The sequence below is a fragment of the Pontibacter beigongshangensis genome, assembly GCF_014332515.1.
Classification (GTDB): Bacteria; Bacteroidota; Bacteroidia; order Cytophagales; family Hymenobacteraceae; genus Pontibacter; species Pontibacter beigongshangensis.
Window position 1 is genome coordinate 31845 of sequence record NZ_VFSD01000004.1, and the last position, 18742, is coordinate 50586.

16 protein-coding genes are annotated in these 18742 nt (G+C 50.8%); 2 read left to right on the forward strand and 14 right to left on the reverse strand.

All coding sequences use genetic code 11. The features are described 5' to 3' along the window. Positions 1-95: 95 nt before the first annotated feature. The 10 genes from mgtE to FJM74_RS05170 all read right to left on the reverse strand — a co-directional run bounded on the left by mgtE (position 96) and on the right by FJM74_RS05170 (position 11932). Entirely contained in the window at positions 96-1439 is a 1344-nt protein-coding gene (gene mgtE / locus FJM74_RS05125; protein ID WP_187261497.1) for a magnesium transporter, read from the reverse strand. A gap of 830 nt (positions 1440-2269) precedes the next feature. After that, the gene (locus FJM74_RS05130; RefSeq protein WP_187261498.1) at positions 2270-3280 is read right to left on the reverse strand and encodes a bifunctional 3-deoxy-7-phosphoheptulonate synthase/chorismate mutase; all 1011 of its coding nucleotides are present in this window, start codon (positions 3278-3280) and stop codon (positions 2270-2272) included. A gap of 117 nt (positions 3281-3397) precedes the next feature. After that, positions 3398-4174 (reverse strand): tryptophan synthase subunit alpha, encoded by a 777-nt coding sequence (trpA, locus tag FJM74_RS05135; protein ID WP_187261499.1) that lies wholly within the window; start codon positions 4172-4174, stop codon positions 3398-3400. Then, positions 4164-5354, reverse strand: coding sequence for a tryptophan synthase subunit beta (gene trpB / locus FJM74_RS05140; protein WP_187261500.1), 1191 nt, complete (start codon positions 5352-5354; stop codon positions 4164-4166). The genes trpA and trpB overlap by 11 nt, the downstream gene beginning before the upstream one ends. A 113-nt stretch (positions 5355-5467) precedes the next feature. Continuing rightward, positions 5468-6067: a phosphoribosylanthranilate isomerase gene (locus FJM74_RS05145; RefSeq protein ID WP_194349950.1), complete on the reverse strand. Its 600-nt coding sequence runs from the start codon at positions 6065-6067 to the stop codon at positions 5468-5470. A gap of 14 nt (positions 6068-6081) precedes the next feature. Next, positions 6082-6897, reverse strand: a complete 816-nt coding sequence (gene trpC, locus FJM74_RS05150; RefSeq protein ID WP_187261502.1) for an indole-3-glycerol phosphate synthase TrpC — start codon at positions 6895-6897, stop codon at positions 6082-6084. Between the two features lie 83 nt (positions 6898-6980). Next, positions 6981-7994: an anthranilate phosphoribosyltransferase gene (gene trpD / locus FJM74_RS05155; RefSeq protein WP_187261503.1), complete on the reverse strand. Its 1014-nt coding sequence runs from the start codon at positions 7992-7994 to the stop codon at positions 6981-6983. Between the two features lie 101 nt (positions 7995-8095). Then, a complete protein-coding gene (locus FJM74_RS05160) occupies positions 8096-8665 on the reverse strand; it encodes an anthranilate synthase component II (protein WP_187261504.1) in 570 nt (189 codons plus the stop codon). Between the two features lie 6 nt (positions 8666-8671). Continuing rightward, complete coding sequence (locus FJM74_RS05165) at positions 8672-10084, reverse strand: anthranilate synthase component I family protein (RefSeq protein ID WP_187261505.1); 1413 nt, start codon at positions 10082-10084, stop codon at positions 8672-8674. A 351-nt stretch (positions 10085-10435) separates the two neighbouring features. Further along, positions 10436-11932 carry a M20/M25/M40 family metallo-hydrolase gene (locus FJM74_RS05170; protein WP_187261506.1) on the reverse strand — a complete coding sequence of 499 codons (1497 nt, stop codon included), beginning with the start codon at positions 11930-11932 and terminating at the stop codon, positions 10436-10438. A gap of 282 nt (positions 11933-12214) precedes the next feature. On the opposite strand from FJM74_RS05170, the gene FJM74_RS05175 reads away from it, so the two are divergent. Beyond that, on the forward strand, positions 12215-12613 hold the full coding sequence (locus FJM74_RS05175) for a hypothetical protein (RefSeq protein ID WP_187261507.1): 399 nt from the start codon (positions 12215-12217) through the stop codon (positions 12611-12613). 168 nt (positions 12614-12781) lie between these two features. On the opposite strand, the gene hisB is transcribed toward FJM74_RS05175, so the two are convergent. From hisB to hisG, 4 genes are all read right to left on the reverse strand, one after another. Next, positions 12782-13876, reverse strand: coding sequence for a bifunctional histidinol-phosphatase/imidazoleglycerol-phosphate dehydratase HisB (hisB, locus tag FJM74_RS05180; RefSeq protein ID WP_187261508.1), 1095 nt, complete (start codon positions 13874-13876; stop codon positions 12782-12784). Positions 13877-14016: 140 nt separating this feature from the next. Then, a complete protein-coding gene (gene hisC / locus FJM74_RS05185; RefSeq protein WP_187261509.1) occupies positions 14017-15066 on the reverse strand; it encodes a histidinol-phosphate transaminase in 1050 nt (349 codons plus the stop codon). Beyond that, positions 15059-16348 carry a histidinol dehydrogenase gene (hisD, locus tag FJM74_RS05190; RefSeq protein ID WP_187261664.1) on the reverse strand — a complete coding sequence of 430 codons (1290 nt, stop codon included), beginning with the start codon at positions 16346-16348 and terminating at the stop codon, positions 15059-15061. Before hisD ends, hisC begins: the two co-directional genes overlap by 8 nt. Continuing rightward, a complete protein-coding gene (gene hisG / locus FJM74_RS05195; RefSeq protein ID WP_187261510.1) occupies positions 16348-17199 on the reverse strand; it encodes an ATP phosphoribosyltransferase in 852 nt (283 codons plus the stop codon). Before hisG ends, hisD begins: the two co-directional genes overlap by 1 nt. Positions 17200-17764: 565 nt before the next feature. Between hisG and FJM74_RS05200 the strand changes: the two genes are divergently transcribed. Further along, the gene (locus FJM74_RS05200; protein WP_187261511.1) at positions 17765-18634 is read left to right on the forward strand and encodes a DUF2911 domain-containing protein; all 870 of its coding nucleotides are present in this window, start codon (positions 17765-17767) and stop codon (positions 18632-18634) included. Positions 18635-18742 lie beyond the last annotated feature (108 nt).

An 18742-nucleotide genomic window follows, 5' to 3' on the forward strand; every position in this document is an offset into this window, starting at 1 on the left:
GGGTGTTTTAATCTGAATAATTTCCTTTTCCGCTGCTGCTCATCAAAACAGGTCGGGAATAACAGCCAGACTTGCGGACAGGTCATGACCTTTCCTTACAGGATCGTGCCACTCAGCAGGGCCGCTGCTATGGTGAAATAAATGACCAGACCGGTTACGTCTACCAGCGTGGCAACAAATGGTGCCGAGGAGGTGGCCGGGTCCATTCCTAACTTATGCAGCAGAAAAGGAATCATCGACCCGGATAAGGTGCCCCATAGCACGATGCCGATGAGCGAGAAGCCGATGGTGAGGCCAATCAGGTGGGCATGCTCGCCGTAGTCGTAAAAGCCGGCCTGCTGCCACACCATAATCCTGATGAAGCCTATCATGCCCAGGATCAGGCCCAGCAGCAAACCAGAAAGTATTTCCTTGCGCATCACATACCACCAGTCTTTCAGATAAAGCTCTTTAATGGCCATGGCCCGCACAATAAGCGTGGCAGCCTGCGAGCCGGAGTTGCCCCCGCTGGAAATTATGAGCGGAATAAACAGCGCCAGCACCACCGCCTTCTCCAGCTCGTCTTCGAAAAAACCCATGGCCGAGGCAGTCAGCATCTCGCCAAAGAACAGGATAATCAGCACACTGGCCCGCTTCCGCACCAGCGACAGCAAGGGGGTGTCGGTGTAAGACAGCTCCAGGGCTTCGAGGCCCCCGAACTTCTGAATATCTTCCGTGTCGCGACGTTCGATCTCGTCAAAAATATCGTCGTGGGTTACTATGCCAACCAGCACGCCGCTCTCCGACACCACCGGCATCACGGCGCGGTCATACTTGTCGAAATGGTCGATGGCCTCCTCGCGGGTCATGGTGGTGGTGAGGCACACAAACTGGTAATCCATCAGCGATTCGATGGTCTGCTCCTCGTCTGCCATCAGCAATTTGCCGATCCGTATGTCATCCACCAGCTTATTTTCCTTGTCCACGATATAGACATGGTTGAGGGTTTCGGCTTTTTTGCCGTACCTGCGAATGTTCTGCATGGCCTGCTTCACGGTCCAGCCTTTTTTGGCCTGTATGTAATAGGGTGTCATGATGCGGGCAATGCTTTTTTCGGGGTAGCCCAGCAGGTTCAGCGCAATGCTCTTTTCCTCGTCGGAGAGCAGGTTGATGGACTCCTTTATCAGCAGATCCGGGAAGTTCTCAAATATCTCCGTCCGGTCGTCGGGCGCCATGTTCTCCAGTATCTCAGCGGTCTCCCTGGAACCGAGTTCTTTCAGGATCCCCTCCTGCACATTATGGTTGAAATACGTGAATACCTCTGCTTTCAGCTGGCCTGGCAGCAGCAGGAAGCCAATTATACGTTCTTTTGAATTAAGATCGTTTATGGTCTCGGCAATATCGCTGGGGTGCTTGCTCCTTAAATCCTTTAAGTTTAATTCGCTGTAGATAGCCTTCATATAGCTTTTTATTAAAGTATTAGTTCAGGTTCAGGCCAAAGGCCGATCCTTGCCAGGGTTTGTGCTGATACATCCTGCTGCTGCTGCTGTTTCTGTCCGTCAAAAAATTCACGTCCACGGTAAGGCCGATGGAGACATGGTTGATCCCAAGGATTCCAGCCACACCATTGGAGAACAGCAAACCGTCCTACTCATACGGCACCTGCCCCTTAATAACCTATGAAGGGTTATATCGATAGCCCAAAATATTTTCTGCCTCTGCATCATTAGCACATCAGCACATTAAACAACGAGCGCGTTAAATCGAATTATTCTAATGAAATCAGCCCTCCAGAGTCCCTGAAACGGTTGCTGTACCTGTATAGGACCTACCGGTAAAGAAGCCGACATAGCCTGGGCTAAAACTGCTTTAGGAATTGAAGAAAAAAGACGGAATAAGAGACAGCAAAAACAGCCAAGACCCCGCAGCCTGCGCTAATGCAAGATGTGTACCAGTGCTCCTCTTGTTCGTCTGGAGATGGGCCGGAGGCGTTAATTACTTCCGTGAAATTATTTACTGATGGTATACCTTTATTCAACAGATTCCTTCTCAGGCAATTATTTAAATGAAAAAGGCCCTCAGGAGGCTACCGAGCTACTGTTGCTGACCGGCTTAGGCCTTACAAAATAACGCCGCTACTACAAGGTTTGGCAAACGGGTGCGTAACATCAATTATTCTAATGAAAACATACCTCCGGCGCCTCCAGCCATTGCTGCTTATCCGGAAGCCAGACCTGAGTCAACAAGATCACCCAGCCCCAAAATCACTCATTCAAAATTCAGCTTCCCTTCAAAAGTTCTGCCGAAGTGCGTACGCCTGGCGCATTCGGCGGATCAGCCGCTCCGATTCCTGGAAGTTAACTGTCTGCTGACCATCTGAGAAAGCCTCTTCCGGTTTCTGGTGCGTTTCGTAAATCACGCCGTCTGCTCCTGCCATAACCGCTGCCAGCGACATGTCTTCCACGTAATCGCGGAGGCCGATGCCATGCGAAGGGTCTACTATGACGGGCAGGTGTGTTTTGGCTTTCAGCACCGGTACGGCGTTCAGGTCTAGCACGTTGCGGTAGGCATTTTCGTAAGAACGGATGCCGCGTTCGCACAGCATGATCTTTTCGTTGCCGTTAGAGAAGATGTATTCTGCCGCCTGCAGCAGTTCCTCCAAGGTGCCGGAAATGCCGCGCTTCAGCAGCACTGGCTTCTGCGCCTCACCCAGGGCATCGAGCAGGTTAAAGTTCTGGCTGTTGCGTGCTCCCACCTGAAACACGTCCACAAAATCCACCATATCGGCTATCTGCGACACTTGCATTACCTCCGTTATAATTTTGATGCCGTTTTGGTGGCAAAGCTGATGAAACATTTTCAGGCCTTCCAGCCCCATGCCCCGAAAGGCATACGGCGAACTGCGGGGCTTGAACACGCCGCCGCGCATCATCCTCACGTCGTTTGCCTTCAGGTGCTCCACCACCAGTTCTATCTGCCGCTCACTCTCTATGGAGCAGGGGCCGGCCATAATGCTGAACTGCCCCTCGCCCACTACTACCCCATCTCCTAAATCTATTTGGGTAGGAGAAACGCGCCATTTGCGTGAAATGAGCTTGTACTCATCCGAAACCCGGTGTATGTCAGCTACTCCCGGCAGTTGCCCAATCGTGCGGATGTCGAAGTCTTTCTTGCCAATGGCTACCAGGTAGTCGCCTTCCTGTGTCTTCACCTCATTGGCTTTATACCCGATCGCTTTCACCTGCTGAAGGATATTCTCCTTCAGGTTATCGGGCAGGCCCTGCTGTAGTTGTATGATCATGGCTGCGTTGCTGTGCCAAACAAAGATTGGAAATTTAAAATATTTTAGGGAGCTGCAGCTATAGACTCAGCTTCTGACAGAGAATATAGCTGCAGCTTAGATTTTGTCGCAACCTCCTTAGTTCCTGAGGCTTTGAATAAAGGAGCTGATGTTCTGCTTCAGATCTCCTTCCTGTGACAGCGCCTTGATGAAAGCGCTCCCGATAATGGCCCCTTTGGCATGGTTACAGGCCTGCCCGAACGTGTCTTTATTGTGGATGCCAAACCCGATCAGGCCAGGGTTGCGCAAACCCATCTTGGCCACACGGTCAAAATAATCGGTGTTGGCAACTGCCTTACCCGTTGTGCTGCCCGTGGTAGAGGCCGATGACACCATGTACACAAAGCCGTTGGTGTGGCTGTCTATTTCGCGGATGCGCTGCTCCGGGGTCTGAGGCGTTACCAGGAAGATTTTGCTCAGCCCGTTCTCCTCAAAAATGCCTTTAAACTCCCGCACATAATCCGAGAGTGGGAGGTCGGGCAGAATAACCCCGTCAATCCCAATCTCTTTGGCCTTCTGGCAGAAGCGCTCCACTCCATATTGCATCACCGGGTTCAGGTAGCCCATCAGCACCAGCGGAATCTGGGTGTGCTTCCGGATGTCCTGCAACTGCTCAAACAGTTTCGGAATGGTCATGCCATTTTTCAGGGCGATGTCGCTGCTCTGCTGAATGGTTGGCCCGTCTGCCAACGGGTCGGAGAATGGCATGCCCACTTCAATCAGGTCCACACCGTTTTTCTCCAGTTCCAGGATAATTGGCACGGTGTCGTTCAGGTTGGGGAAGCCGGCAGTAAAGTAAACGGAGAGCAGCCCCTGCTGCTTTTCTGCGAATAGCGTCTTGATTCTATTCTCCATCGAAGTGAAATCTTTTTAAGTAGGTTGCTAAATCTTTGTCGCCACGGCCGGAGAGGTTTAAAACTACCACCTCATCGGGCTTTGCGCCAATTCTATCTAGGGCTGCCAGGGCATGTGCGCTTTCCAGGGCCGGAATTATGCCTTCCAGCTGTGTGAGCTCCAGCACCGCCTGCAGGGCCTCCTCGTCAGTAATGCTCTTGAAAATAGCCCGCCCTGACTGGTGAAGGTGCGCGTGCAGCGGACCAACGCCCGGGTAATCCAGGCCGGCTGAGATAGAGTATGGCTCCACCACCTGCCCGTCTTCGGTTTGCATGAGCAGGGTGCGGCTGCCGTGTATCACGCCTTCCTTGCCAAGCACCGAAGTTGCCGCCGACTCGCCGGAGTCCACCCCCAAACCGGCGGCCTCCACGGCTACCAGTTTTACTTCCGGCCGGTCGAGGTAATGGTAAAAAGCGCCCGCGGCATTGCTGCCTCCGCCTACACAGGCCACCACGAAATCCGGGTAATCGCGGCCTTCTTTCTCCTGCAGCTGCGCCATCATCTCTTCTGAAATAACCGCCTGGAAACGGGCCACCATGTCCGGGTACGGGTGCGGCCCCACTACCGAGCCGATAATATAATAAGTGTCTTCCGGGTTGCTGATCCAGTCGCGGATAGCCTCGTTGGTGGCATCCTTGAGGGTGCGGCTACCACTGATGGCTGGCACTACGGTAGCACCTAACATCTTCATACGGGCCACATTAGGTGCCTGGCGCTCAATGTCCACTTCCCCCATGTACACAATGCACTCCAGTCCCATTAGGGCGCATACCGTAGCTGTAGCCACGCCATGCTGCCCGGCTCCGGTCTCTGCTATGATGCGCTTCTTGCCCAGCCGTTTCGCCAGCAGGATCTGCCCCATGGTGTTGTTGATCTTATGAGCACCGGTATGGTTCAGATCTTCGCGCTTCAGGTAAATTCTGGTGTTGTATTTCTCTGAAAGGCGTTTGGCAAAGTAAAGCGGTGTTGGCCGGCCTACATAATCTTTCAGCAGCCCCTGCAGTTCCTCCTGAAACGCAGGTTCATACATGATCTTCAGGTAATTCTGGCGCAGCTCCTCCACATTGGGGTAAAGCATTTCGGGCACGTAAGCCCCACCAAACCTGCCATAAAAGCCATTTTCATCTATTGAGTATTTCATGTTTATTAGTTAAGAGTTATGAGTTATGAGGTAAGAGTTTCTTTAGCTCTTGAGGCTATGGCTCTTCATTCAGTTACTCTAACCAGATCATACAACTGTCTAACTTTAAACTTTTACCTTATTAACTTCTCAAAAAGGAGTTTCACCTTCTCCACGTCCTTCAGCCCGGGCTGGTGTTCGAAGCCGCTGTTCACATCTAAGGCATAAGGTTGCCTGCTGATGCTGCCGAGATTGGCGATGTTCTCCAGGTTCAGGCCTCCGCTCAGGAAGTAAGGCTTGTCGAGGTGGTAGTTCTCCAGCACCCGCCAGTCGAAGGTGACGCCGTTGCCGCCATAGTTCTTGCCTTTGGTGTCGAATAGGAAAAAGTCGCAGCTGTTGCTGTAAGGATCAAGGGAAGCGAAATTAAAGTTTTCATCTACTGAAAAGGCCTTAATCACCTCTACTCCTGCTGCCTGCATAGCGGCGCACTGTGCAGGGGTTTCATCGCCGTGTAGCTGAACGAGGTCCAGTTTTAATTCCTGCACCAGGCGTGTTGTCTCCGCGGTCTGCTCATTTACAAAAACGCCTACTCGTTTAGTAGTAGCTGGCAGTTGGTGTAAAAAACCGAGATCAGCGGCGGGGCCGGCAAAACGTTTGGAGCCGGGGTAGAAAATAAACCCCAGAAAATCCGGACGCAAGGCAGCAACCTGCTGCACGTTCTCCGGCTCACGCATGCCGCATACCTTTATCAGCACAGCGCCTCCCTATCCTCCAGCAGCGACCTGAACGCACGGATAAACTCTGCCGCGGCCTGCTCCGGCCGGCTGTTGGCCATAAAAGTTTCCCCAATCAGGAAGCCATTAAAACCTGCTGCTCTCAACTCCACCAAAGTATTTGGATCGCTGAGCCCGCTCTCCGAGATTTTGGTAATGTTTGCCGGAATGTGAGCGGCGATTTCGTAGGAAGCAGCAATATCGGTCTTAAAGTTTTTGAGATTGCGGTTGTTGACGCCCACTACGGTAACGAATTCGTTCAGGGCAGCGTCTAATTCTTCTTTATCACGCACCTCTAGCAATACTTCCAGCCCCAGAGACCGTGCAAAGGCTGCAAACTCCTTCAGCCTGGCAGGTTCCAGTGCCGCCGCAATCAGCAGAATGGCATCTGCACCGATAGACTTGGCTTCTACAATCTGGTATTCATCTACGGTGAAGTCTTTGCGCAGGATGGGGCAGTAATTGAACTTGCGGGCCGTTGTCAGGTCTTCGTTCCTGCCGCCAAAGTAAGGCGTATCAGTGAGCACAGACAAGGCTGAGGCGCCTGCCTGCATATAGCCTATGGTGGTCCGCTCCACCTGTGCATGCGCGTTAATGTCGCCTTTTGAAGGAGAACGGCGCTTAAATTCGGCTATTATACCACTCTTGTCGGGGCGCAGCAGGTAGTGGTTCAGCGAAATACAAGGCGTTTCGAAATAAAGGCTTTTTTCTAACAGCTTCACCGGGTACAGCTCTTTGCGCTCAGCTACTTCCTTATACTTAAAATTGATTATTTCTTCTAAAACATTCATTTCTTATTCGATTTCAGATAGTGGATTTAAGAAGTTAGATTTCCTTGGCAGTTTATTGACCTCACAGAAAAACCTGTCGCCTATCATCTGGCGCTTATAACTTTCTTAGTATCTTTTATCAGGTTGTTAAACAGTTGGTAAGCCTTGCCAGATGCAAGCGTTTCTTTAGCTATTCCGGCTGCGTGGCTAAAGCTAAGCTCCGGCCTGGCGCACTGCAAAGCCATGCCGGCGTTGGCGGCCACTACAGCTTTCTGCGCCTCTGTGCCCTCGCCCTTGATCACCTTCAGGAAAATTTCGGCAGACCCGGCCACATCATGACCTCCCTTAATCTGGCTGTGCTGCAGGGTGGGCAGCCCCAGCGCATCGGCGTCGAGCAGCAGCTCATTCTTATCTGAAATAAGCTTGAATGGGCTCGTCAGCGACACCTCATCATAGCCATCCAGGGTGTGGATGATGCTGTAGTGCACATCGGTCTGCTGGTACAGGTAGCCGTACATGCGGGCCAGCTCCAGGCTAAACACGCCCACCATCTGCCGTTTCGGGAAGGCGGGGTTTACCATGGGCCCCAGCATGTTAAAGAAGGTCTTCACGCCCAGGTCTTTGCGGATGGACCCTACGCTCTTTAAAGCCGGATGGAACAGCGGCGCGTGCAGGAAGCAGATATTGTGTTTCTCGATGCTCCGCTCCAGCTCGCCATGGTCGGTGGTGAACCTGATACCCAGCGCCTCCAGCACATTGGAGGAGCCGCAGGACGAGGAAACGCCATAGTTGCCGTGTTTTGCTACGGCTATGCCGGTGGCAGCCACCACAAACGAGGAGATGGTGGAGATGTTAAACGTGTCTTTCCCGTCGCCGCCCGTGCCACAAAGGTCAATCGGGTTGTAAGCATCCAGGTCTACGCGGTGGCAGAGGTCCAGCAAGGCATCCCGGAAGCCCTCCAGTTCCTGCACCGTGATGCTGCGCATCATATACACCGTCAGAAAGCTGGATATCTGATTCTGGTTATACTTGCCGGCAGTTATGTTTACCAGCACCTCCCGCGCCTGCTCTTTGGTCAGGGATTTATGCTCGAATAAATGGTTGAGTATTTCTTTCATTGTTAAGGTCTTAGATGCTAGTTTTTAGATAATAGATTGTTTATGATAGTAAATTCAAGACTTGCAATAGAGTCTAAAATATAATATCTATAATCCAGCATCTAACTTTCTAACCAGTTCTTAATAATAGCTTTGCCATGCTCCGTCAGCACCGACTCAGGGTGGAACTGCACGCCGCGCACATCATATTCGCGGTGGCGGAGCGCCATAATATGGCCAGTTTCGTCTACAGCTGTCGCTTCGAGGCATTCCGGCAGGTCGGCCTCCACTAACCAGGAGTGGTAGCGGCCGGTGTTAAAGGAGCCCGGAAGGCTTCTGAACAGTACTTCCTCCTTATCAGACACAACCACCTGCGTGGAGACAGATACGCCGTGCCATACCTCGTTGCTGTTGAACAACTTGCCTCCGTACACTTCACCTATTGCCTGATGCCCCAAACAAACGCCAAGCAGACTCTTCGTGGCCCCGTAGGTGCGGATCACGTCTTTTAGTATTCCGGCTTCGTCTGGTATGCCAGGTCCGGGCGACAGCATAATTTTGTCGTAGGCGCCTACTTTTTCGAGGGATATTTTATCGTTTCGGTATACATCTACCTCGGCTCCCAACTCCTGCAGAATATGCACAAGGTTGTAGGTAAACGAATCGTAATTATCTATTACAAGAACTTTCATGTCTGGTTAGTTTATCTCCTGGGCAATTTGTAACGCTTTTCGCAGGGCCATTAGTTTATTATCCACCTCCTGCAGTTCATTTTCGGGCGAAGAGGCCGCTACAATGCCGGCTCCTGCCTGGTAGTACAGCTTGTAGTTCTGGCTCAGGAAAGACCGGATCATGATGGCACTGTTGAAATTGCCGTTGAAGTCGAGGAAGCCGATGCAGCCGCCGTAAAAAGCGCGGTTGGTGGTTTCGTAGCGGTCTATGAGCTGCATGGCCATGTGCTTGGGAGCCCCGGAGAGCGTGCCTGCCGGAAAGGTGCTGGCCACCATCTGCAGCGAGTCGGTGTGCGGGTGCAGCTTGCCAGATACTTTAGAAACAAGGTGAATGACATGCGAGTAGTACTGCACTTCCCTGAAAGTCTCCACCTGCACATCGGATCCGTTGCGGCTCAGGTCGTTGCGGGCCAGGTCCACGAGCATCACGTGTTCGGAGTTTTCTTTGGGGTCGGCCAGCAGTTTTTCTGCCAGGGCTGCGTCTGCGGCATCGTCGCCGGTTCTGCGGAAGGTGCCGGCAATCGGGAAGATGCTGGCCTTGCGGTCTTTGATCACCAGCTGCGCCTCCGGCGAAGACCCGAAGATCTTAAAGCTGCCATAGTCGAAGTAGAACAGATATGGCGACGGGTTCACTGAGCGCAGGGCACGGTATACGTTAAACTCATCGCCTTTAAAGGCCTGGGCAAAACGCCGGGAGAGCACCAGTTGGAACACATCGCCCCGGAAGCAGTGCTGCTTTGCTTTTGCCACATTCTCCAGAAAACCTTCGCGGCTGATGTTGTGCTCCTCCTCGCCGGATGTCCGGAAAGTAAAGCTCGGGATGTTGAGGCTGTTCAGGAGCGCCTCCAGTTGCACAATGCCATCTTCTTCGTTTGGAGTATAGCTATGAGAGAAGATAAAAGCCTCGTTTGTGAAGTGGTTGATGGCGATGATGTACCGGTATGCTGCATAGTAAAGCTCCGGAATCTGCAGCCGGTCGGGCCGCAGGTTCATATCCAGGTCTTCGTAGTAACGCACGGCATCGTAGCTCATGTAGCCGAACAAGCCGTTATGGATAAAGCCGAAGCCCACCTGCTCCTCCACCTCAAACAGCTGCGAGAAGGCAGCCAGTTGCGTGGGCACGTTCACAGCTTCGGTTATAGGTGTCTGCCGCTCCGTGCCATCCGGGAATTTTTCGAAGATCACCTCATGCTCTACTTTAATGCTGGCCATGGGGCCGCAGCAGATATAGGAGAAGCTGTTCTCGGCGCCATGGTAGTCGGAGCTCTCGAGCAGGATGCTGTTGGGGTACTGGTCCCGCAGCTTCAGGTACACGCTCACCGGCGTTAGCGTGTCGGCCAGCAGGCGCTTGTGTTTGGTATAGATCTTAAATTTTTTCATGCGTTTTAGAGAAAAAGTAAAGGCCTGCTATTCGAGTGAACAGCAGGCCTTTTATACCTTTGGTTATTGCTACGTCTTATTTGTATAGATGCATAGCAGGGCTGTCCACGAAGTTTTTATCCACGTGCCACCACCATGCTGTATGAAGATTCTGATTCATCATGTTTCTGTCTTAAGGGCTAACCTTACTGAAAGCAAATGTATAGGTATACAGTTATACTTGCAAAACTTTTTTGAATAATTATCAAAAAAGATTCCTTTAATTAAAGAAACCGATAACCTGTCGGAATTTTATTGGCAATTATTTAAATGAAAAAAGCCCTCCGGAGGTAAAATCCACTGCTGCTGCTGCTATTTAAGAATTTCTCCCTTATGCACCAGGTATTCCTCCTGGTCGGCCACCTGCCGGATCAGGTGAGCGTAGAAATCGATGCAATCGTCAAAAACAGTTAAAGGGAGGCGCTCGTTTACGTTATGCACCCGCATGGCATCATCGGCGGTAACCACCAGTGGGGCAAAGCGAAAAATGTTATCGGTCAGGTTTGCATAATGACGGGCATCTGTCGCGCCCGGAAATAAGGCCGGCACAATTAAGGCATCAGGAAACAATTCAGAAATCGAGTTTTGGAGCGCCTGATATACCCAGGAGTTGGTATTGGCCACTGGCGAAGGCGGAGAATAAGCCCCGTACGCGGTCACCTGCACCCGGTCATCGTTAATCGCTTTAACCAGATGCTTTTGCACACTCTCTTCTGACTCTCCGGTAAGGATGCGCACGTTTACCACAGCAGTTGCCTCCCGGGGCAGCACATTCTCCTTTTCGCCCGCCTGCATAATGGTAGGCGATGCTTTGGTGCGGATCAGGGCATCGGTGGCCATGTTTTTTGCCAGCTCCTTTTTAATGGCTCCCTTAAAGAGGCCATAATGCTTCATCGCGAACCTGCTTTTGCCTCCTAACCTGTCCAATAAGATGGTCAGCGTTTCTTTTGTAGCAGGAGTTATCCGTGCCTTGAACGGATTGTTGCCGATGTTGACGATGGCCTGGCTTAGGATAGAGATAGGCGTTTCGGTGGGCGGCACAGAGGAATGCCCTCCTTCGCCCTTAACCGTGAGTTTAAAATTGGCGCTTCCTTTAGAGGCTGTTCCAATAAAAGCCACAGGCTCCGCTATTCCCGGAAAAATGCCTTTCGTTACGGCAAGCCCTTCGTCGAAAACGGCTTCCAGCCGCTCATACTTCTCCTGCAGGAACTGGCTCATTGCGCCCGCCCCCTCTGTTCCGCCTATCTCTTCGTCGTGTCCGAAAGCCAGCAAAATAGTGCGTTCCGGGCTAAAGCCGGCCAGGATCAGTTGCTCCACGGCTTCCATGATAGCAATTACCCGGTACTTGTCGTCGAGGGTGCCTCTGCCCCAGATAAACAAATCATCTATGAGCCCGGAGAAGGCACCCTGCTCCCATTCTTTCACTGACGCATCCTCTACCGGCACCACATCCAGGTGGGCACTCAGCAAAACTGGCTTAAGCGCAGGATCAGACCCCGGCCAGGTATAGAGCAAGCTGTACTTGTTTAGAACCTTCCGCTCCAGGCGCTCGTGCAGTGCCGGGAATGCCTTTTCCAGGTAAGTATGCAAGGCAGTAAACTCACTGGCAAAAGCGTTTTTTTCTTCTGTCTCCGAAATAGTTTTAAAGCGTATGGCCCTGGAAAGCTTATGGGCCGCTGCAGCATACCGCACTCCTCCTGTAGCTGCCGAGTCTGGCATAAAATCTGGCACACCAGCAAAAGTTCCCTGAGAGAAAATAGCACTGAAGAGAGAAATAAGGACAGGAAGGAGAATAGATTGTTTTTTCATCTGGAGGGAATATAACCATAAATGAACTTGCAGGAAACAAAGATTCAGGATTATGGCAGCCTCCGGAATCTTCGCCAAACATAGCCAAACATAAACAACTGATGGCCTGCTACTTACAACAGGTCCTATTTTAGACAGTACGAAAGTGTTCTTTTCAAGGGTTCAACATCAACCCTCCCGATAAGTTCAAAAAGACTAAAAATAGTCTTTTTCCTGTTTTATTAACTTAAAGGTTATTACATTTACAAACCTCGTATTTAATGAAAGCTCTTACAAAAGCTGATGAGAAACGAATTATTATTTAGAGAATCTTATATTGCCATCGAATATAACCAGTCTGATGACTGGATTTATGTAAACTGGAGAGGTTTTGTAAACTATGAAACCGTGACGACAGGATGTGAAAAAATATTATTTTTCATGAAGGACCTTGGCTGTACGAAAGTCCTGAACGACAATACCAATGTAGAAGGGATCTGGTCTGGCGCCTCTAAGTGGGTGGGGCAAGATTGGTTTCCCCGAATGGCAGAGGCTGGCATGCTCTATTTTGCCTGGGTGCATTCCTCCAGCGCTTTCAGCCGCCTCTCCACCGAAAAGGCCCTGAAAAACACAGCCGATCTGAGATCTATCCAAACGTTTGATAATATTGAAGCCGCAAGAGACTGGCTCCGGTCTGTTTAGCCGCGGTGCAAAAGTAGCTATTTTGAACCTGAGAAGAAGAGTTTAAACTCTAACTGGTGAGGCACCTGCCTTTTGTTTTGTGACCCCAGAAACCCCCTGATTTTTAACCTGATACCATAAAAGAAAGAGGCTGCTCCCAATACGGAAACAGCCTCTTTCTTTTGCCAGCTACAGAGTTCCTTTGGTGCTGGGTATGGTATTATCCTGCGGGTTACGCTGCACCGCCATTTTTATGGCCTTTGCAAATGCTTTGTAAATAGCTTCGATTTTGTGGTGCTCATTTGCTCCTTCCGCCTTAATATTCAGGTTTGCCTTAGAAGAGTCGCTGAAAGACTTGAAGAAGTGGAAGAACATCTCGGTGGGCATGTCTCCTACCATCTCCCGTTTAAAATCGGCATCCCACATAATCCAGGGGCGGCCACCGAAATCTATGGCCACCTGCGCCAGCACATCATCCATGGGCAGCAGAAAGCCGTAGCGGTTTATGCCTTTCTTATCGCCGAGGGCCTGCAGGAAGGCCTCCCCCAGCGCAAGACCGGTATCTTCGATGGTGTGGTGCTCATCTATGTGCAGATCGCCGTTAACTTTTACCCCCAGGTCTACTTTGCCATGCTTCGCCAGCTGCTCCAGCATATGGTCGAAAAAGCCCAGCCCCGTGCGGATATCCATTTGGCCGGTCCCGTCCAGGTTTAGGTCGATGGAGATATCTGTCTCGGAGGTTTTGCGGCGGATACTGGCTTTGCGTTCTGGCAATTTGAGGTACTGATAAATTTCGTCCCAGCTGTTGGTGCTGAAATTAGCGGCTTCTGCAGGTTCCTCCCCCAGAAAAATGGATTTGGTCCCCAGGTTCTTCGCCAGCGTAACGTCTGTCAGCCTGTCGCCGATAACGTAGGAGTTAGCCAGGTCAAATTCACCTTCCAGGTAGTGCTTCATCATGCCAATGCCTGGCTTCCGGGTTTCAAGGCCTTCGTGCTCAAAGCTTCGGTCTATGAGAACCTCTGCAAATGATATGCCTTCACTCTCCAGAACCTCCATCATCTTGTTCTGGTAAGGCCAGAACGTGTCTTCCGGGTAAGAGTCGGTCCCCAGGCCATCCTGGTTGGTCACCATCACAAACTGGTAATCCAGCTCCTGGTAAATCTTTACCAGGTTAAAGATCACTTTCGGGACAAAGGCAAATTTCTCAAAAGAGTCTACCTGAAAATCGGTTTTTGGCTCCACCAGTATGGTGCCGTCCCGATCAATAAAAAGTGCTTTTTTCATTTTTTAGGAGATGCTAGATGCTAGATTTTAGATGTAAGACTTTTGATTTTTAAAGAAACAAAAAACCAAAATTGCATCCTGACACCTTTTATCCATTATCTCGCATTCTGAATTAAAATCTAAAATCTATTATCTAACATCTATAATCTAAAAGAAGCCATTGCCTTCAGTAACTTCTGGTTCTCCTCAAGGGTGCCAACCGAGATGCGGAGACAGCCTTCACAGCCAGGCAGGCTGGATCTATTCCTCACCACAATCCCATTCTCTACCAAGTAATTATACATCCCGTTCGCATCTGTTACTTTAACCAGCAGGAAGTTGGCATCCGATGGGTACACGTGCAGCACAGACTCCAGGCGCGGCAAGGCATGCTTAAGAAGCTCCCGCTCCTGCACAATCTCCTCGATCATGTAGCGCAGGTCCTCCGATTTCTCCAGCGCCTGCAGCGCCAGTTCCTGGGTTGCCTCGTTGATGTTGTAAGGCGGCTTTATCTTATCGAGGAGTTGAATAAGCTCTTCTGAGGCAAAAGCTAACCCGAGGCGCAAACCAGCCATGCCCCAGGCTTTGGAGAAAGTCTGCAGCACCAGCAGGTTCGGAAACTCGTCCAGTCGGGTGATCCAGCTTGGGCTGTCGCAGAAATCAATGTAGGCCTCGTCTACTACCACCACACCGTTAAAACCTTTCAGGATAGCTTCAATACTCTCCGGATTGATCAGGTTGGCCGTCGGGTTGTTGGGTGAGCAGATAAAGATAAGCTTCGTATTGGGCTTTACCTGTGCCAGCACCTCCTCCACCGGCACCTGAAAATCGGCAGTGAGTTGCACGGCATCCAACTGCACATCGTTCAGGTTGGCCGACACTTCGTACATGCCGTACGTGGGCGGCAGGTGCAGCATCACGTCATGGCCCGGCTGGCAGAGCATCCGGAACAGCAGGTCGATGGCCTCATCGCTGCCATTGCCCAGGAAAATCTGGCTGGGCCGCACGCCTTTCAACTGCGCAATTTTCTGCTTCAGTTTTTTCTGGTGCGGGTCCGGGTAACGGTTGTAGTTGCTGCCTGCCAGGCTGCCAATATTGTTTTCGTTGGCATCTATAAAAATGCTGGCCGATCCTTTAAACTCGTCGCGTGCGGAAGAATAAGGCTTCATCTTCAGCACATTGGGGCGAACAAGCGACTCCAGGTTAAACATTTGTCACCTCCTTTAATCTGATGCTCACGGCATTTTTGTGGGCCTGCAAGCCTTCTGCTTCGGCCATAACCTCTATAGTATTGCCTATGTTCTGCAAACCGGCTGGTGTGATATATTGAAATGTTATCTTTTTAACAAAGCTGTCCAACGATACACCGCTGTAAGCGCGGGCGTAGCCGTTGGTGGGCAGAGTATGGTTCGTGCCTGAAGCATAGTCGCCGGCAGATTCAGGGCTGTAATTTCCCAAAAATACTGAGCCGGCATTGGTAATGCTGTCCAGCACATTCCCGAACTCCGCGATAGAAAGAATCAGGTGCTCTGGCGCGTACAGGTTAGAGAAACCAATCATTTCGTCTACAGTTTGGAAGAGAATGCCTAAGCTATTTGATAAGGCCTTCATAGCAAATTCCTTGCGTGGCAGCAACTCCAGCTGTACTTGCAGTTCCTGCTCTACCTTCTCCAGGAATTCAGGTGAATTTGTGAGCACCACCACCTGGGAGTCGGCACCGTGCTCGGCCTGCGAGAGCAGGTCTGCCGCCACAAACGCTGGGTTGGCAGAATCGTCAGCGATAACCATAACTTCAGACGGTCCGGCCGGCAGGTCTATAGCTACGCCATATTTGTTTACCAGTTGCTTGGCCACGGTTACGTACTGGTTGCCTGGGCCAAAAATTTTATCGACGGCTGGCACGCTTTCGGTGCCGAAGGCCATGGCAGCAATAGCCTGGGCTCCGCCTGCCTTCACTACCTTGCTGATGCCTAAGATCGAGGCCACATACAAGATGGCCGGGTGCACCGTGCCATCTGCCGAAGGTGGCGTACAGAGCACCACTTCGGGGCAACCGGCAATGCGCGCCGGAACGCCCAGCATGAGCAGCGTAGAGAACAGCGGAGCCGTGCCACCAGGTATATAAAGTCCTACCTTACCGATGGCGACACTTTTGCGCCAGCAGGTAACGCCAGGCATGGTTTCCGTCTGCGTTACCGGCTCGGCCTGCGCCGTATGGAATAGTTGTATATTGCTATAGGCCTGCAGAATAGACTCCTTCAGCTCAATCGACACTTGTGCTTCGGCCGCCTTTATTTCTGCTGCCGAAACCTGCAGCTCCTGCAGGTTTACTTTGTCATATTTCCGGGCCAGTTCCAGCAAAGCGGCATCTCCCTGCTCCTGCACCAGCCGGAAAGTTTCCCGGATGCCCGGCTCCAGCTCCTCCAGGTTTTTGGTAGGCCGTGTGGTAAGGTCGGCCCAGGCATCCTGCGCCGGATATGATATTTTGCGCATCATACGATCATCTTTTCAATTGGCACCACCAGTATTCCCTGCGCACCGGCATCCTTCAGCTTCTCTATAATCTCCCAGAAATCATCTTCGTTTACCACCGAGTGCAGCGAACTCCATCCTTCTTCGGCAAGGGGCATTACAGTGGGGGCCTTTATTCCAGGAAGCAGCTCGCTTACTGACTCTATCTGGTCGTTTGGCACGTTGAGCACAATGTATTTTGCCCGCTGCGCCCGCTGTACGGCATGTACCCTGAAAAGCAGCTTCTCCAGGATCTGTTTCTTCTCCTCGTTCAGGTTGTCGTTGGCGATAAGCACTGCCTGCGAACTGAACACACGCTCCACCTCGCGCAGGCCGTTGCTGATAAGCGTGCTGCCGGAGCTCACGATATCGCAGATAGCCTCTGCCAGACCAATGCTCGGCGCAATCTCTACCGATCCGCTGATGGTGTGGATCTGAGCCGTCACCCCGTGCCTCGACAGGTACTCCTGCAAAATGTTTGGGTAGGAGGTGGCAATGTTCTTGCCTTCCAGATCGGAAATGGAGCTGTATTCTTCGGCTTTGGGCACTGCCAGCGACAGGCGGCATTTCGAAAAGCCGAGCTTTTCGACGGTCAGCTCCTGCTTTCCTTCCTCTACCAGCACGTTCTCGCCTACAATGCCAATGTCTGCCACGCCATCGGCCACGTAGCCGGGAATGTCATCGTCGCGCAGGAAAAGTATTTCTAAAGGGAAGTTGGTAGATTCGGTCTTTAACTTTAAAGAGCTGCTGATAAAAGAGATTCCACATTCACGGATCAGGTTAAGCGAATCGTCGCTGAGCCTGCCTGACTTTTGGATAGCTATTCGGAGCATTTTTCTGAGAGAATGTTAAGGTACAAAAATAGAGACTGCTTTGCATCCGGCAAAGTAGAAGGCGGCTAAAAAAAGCCTGACGGGGCGATATATTGATTTTATTCCTCTTACGAGGAATGGTGGAAGTGATGATGAGGCGCAACAGAACCACAGGCAGCAGGCGCTGCAGCAGGAAAAAGGGCTGTATAGATAGTGGCGTTGCTCATATGCGCTGCAAAAGTAACAGAAAATTCGGGAAATGAAAATTTATTTCTGGTTCTGTTGCCTTTTCTAAGAAATACCTGTCGTTCAGGTTAAGGTTTGGTAAACTTCCCGGAAAAGAGAATACAAAACCAATGAGAGGACACTACATGTGATCAATAAAATCTATTGCTGACAAATTATCTTTGTCTGACAGACGTACAACGGATCAATTAACACCCTGGCGCTGCCAGGAAACATAAGTCCTCGAATTATATTATTTTGTAATTAAAATTTTATAAATTGTTGGAAATTTAATTTCGCCGAGGTATCTGGCATAATTTTTTCAGTTTACAAGAAGTGAAATTAGCCGATGGATAAGAAAATGATAAAGTACCTTTTAAGTCTTTTTATATTGTTCTCAGCTTTGCTGGCAAGCGTTTCTGTGCAGGCGCAATTAAAACTGCCGCAAGCCAGCCCGGAAGCCTTTGTAAAACAGACGATCGGGTTAACCTCCATTTCCATTCAATATCACGCACCAGGTGTAAAAGGCCGTAAAATATTCGGAAATCTGGTTCCCTATGGCCAGTTATGGCGCGCAGGTGCTAACGAGGCCACCGTTATTACATTTGAGGATGATGTGTACCTGAACCATGAGCGGGTTCCGGCCGGTTCCTACTCCTTCTTTATTCTTCCCGAAAACGAGACAGACTGGAACATTGTACTTAACAAAGACACTACACTTTGGGGGCTTGAAGGCTATAACGAGTTAAATGATGTGGCCTACCTGCGGATTACGCCTCAGACAGTAGATTTTCAGGAGACGATGCAGTTCCAGTTTTCGGATATCGGCGCTAACGCCGGCAAACTGCACATGGTATGGGAAAACTCCAGAATAACCCTGCTGATTGAAACGGAGGTGGAGAAAAAGGCCATCGCCAACATCAGGTCTGCCCTGAAAGAAGCTGATACGGATGACTGGTATATCTGGGCTCAAAGCGCTGAATACATGATTCCCCGCAAAGAGTACCACGAGGAGGCGCTTACCTGGATCAATAAATCGATCACCATAAAAGAGAACTTTTATAACAACTGGGTAAAAGCCCGCCTGTATGCCCAGCACCAGGAGTTTGAGGAAGCCGCCAACCTGACAGCTAAAGCCATGCAGTTGGGAAGCACGGAGCCGGAGGCTTATAAAGTGTATGCCAAGGAAATTGAGACCGCTTATAGTGTCTGGAAGAAAAGGAGGTTCTGACCCTGTAATCCTCACCCAGCCAGTCGCTTTAACCCTAAAAAGATTCGATTAAAGGCCATCCAGCAGGCGCAGCAACAGCAGCAATACCTCTGGAGGCCTTTTTTTATT

Bases quoted from the DNA above. Each gene is read 5' to 3' on its own strand.
- mgtE (WP_187261497.1), bottom strand. From the start codon at position 1,439: ATGAAGGCTATCTACAGCGAATTAAACTTAAAGGATTTAAGGAGCAAG.
- FJM74_RS05130 (WP_187261498.1), bottom strand. From the start codon at position 3,280: ATGATCATACAACTACAGCAGGGCCTGCCCGATAACCTGAAGGAGAAT.
- trpA (WP_187261499.1), bottom strand. From the start codon at position 4,174: ATGGAGAATAGAATCAAGACGCTATTCGCAGAAAAGCAGCAGGGGCTG.
- trpB (WP_187261500.1), bottom strand. From the start codon at position 5,354: ATGAAATACTCAATAGATGAAAATGGCTTTTATGGCAGGTTTGGTGGG.
- FJM74_RS05145 (WP_194349950.1), bottom strand. From the start codon at position 6,067: ATGCGTGAGCCGGAGAACGTGCAGCAGGTTGCTGCCTTGCGTCCGGAT.
- trpC (WP_187261502.1), bottom strand. From the start codon at position 6,897: ATGAATGTTTTAGAAGAAATAATCAATTTTAAGTATAAGGAAGTAGCT.
- trpD (WP_187261503.1), bottom strand. From the start codon at position 7,994: ATGAAAGAAATACTCAACCATTTATTCGAGCATAAATCCCTGACCAAA.
- FJM74_RS05160 (WP_187261504.1), bottom strand. From the start codon at position 8,665: ATGAAAGTTCTTGTAATAGATAATTACGATTCGTTTACCTACAACCTT.
- FJM74_RS05165 (WP_187261505.1), bottom strand. From the start codon at position 10,084: ATGAAAAAATTTAAGATCTATACCAAACACAAGCGCCTGCTGGCCGAC.
- FJM74_RS05170 (WP_187261506.1), bottom strand. From the start codon at position 11,932: ATGAAAAAACAATCTATTCTCCTTCCTGTCCTTATTTCTCTCTTCAGT.
- FJM74_RS05175 (WP_187261507.1), top strand. From the start codon at position 12,215: ATGAGAAACGAATTATTATTTAGAGAATCTTATATTGCCATCGAATAT.
- hisB (WP_187261508.1), bottom strand. From the start codon at position 13,876: ATGAAAAAAGCACTTTTTATTGATCGGGACGGCACCATACTGGTGGAG.
- hisC (WP_187261509.1), bottom strand. From the start codon at position 15,066: ATGTTTAACCTGGAGTCGCTTGTTCGCCCCAATGTGCTGAAGATGAAG.
- hisD (WP_187261664.1), bottom strand. From the start codon at position 16,348: ATGCGCAAAATATCATATCCGGCGCAGGATGCCTGGGCCGACCTTACC.
- hisG (WP_187261510.1), bottom strand. From the start codon at position 17,199: ATGCTCCGAATAGCTATCCAAAAGTCAGGCAGGCTCAGCGACGATTCG.
- FJM74_RS05200 (WP_187261511.1), top strand. From the start codon at position 17,765: ATGATAAAGTACCTTTTAAGTCTTTTTATATTGTTCTCAGCTTTGCTG.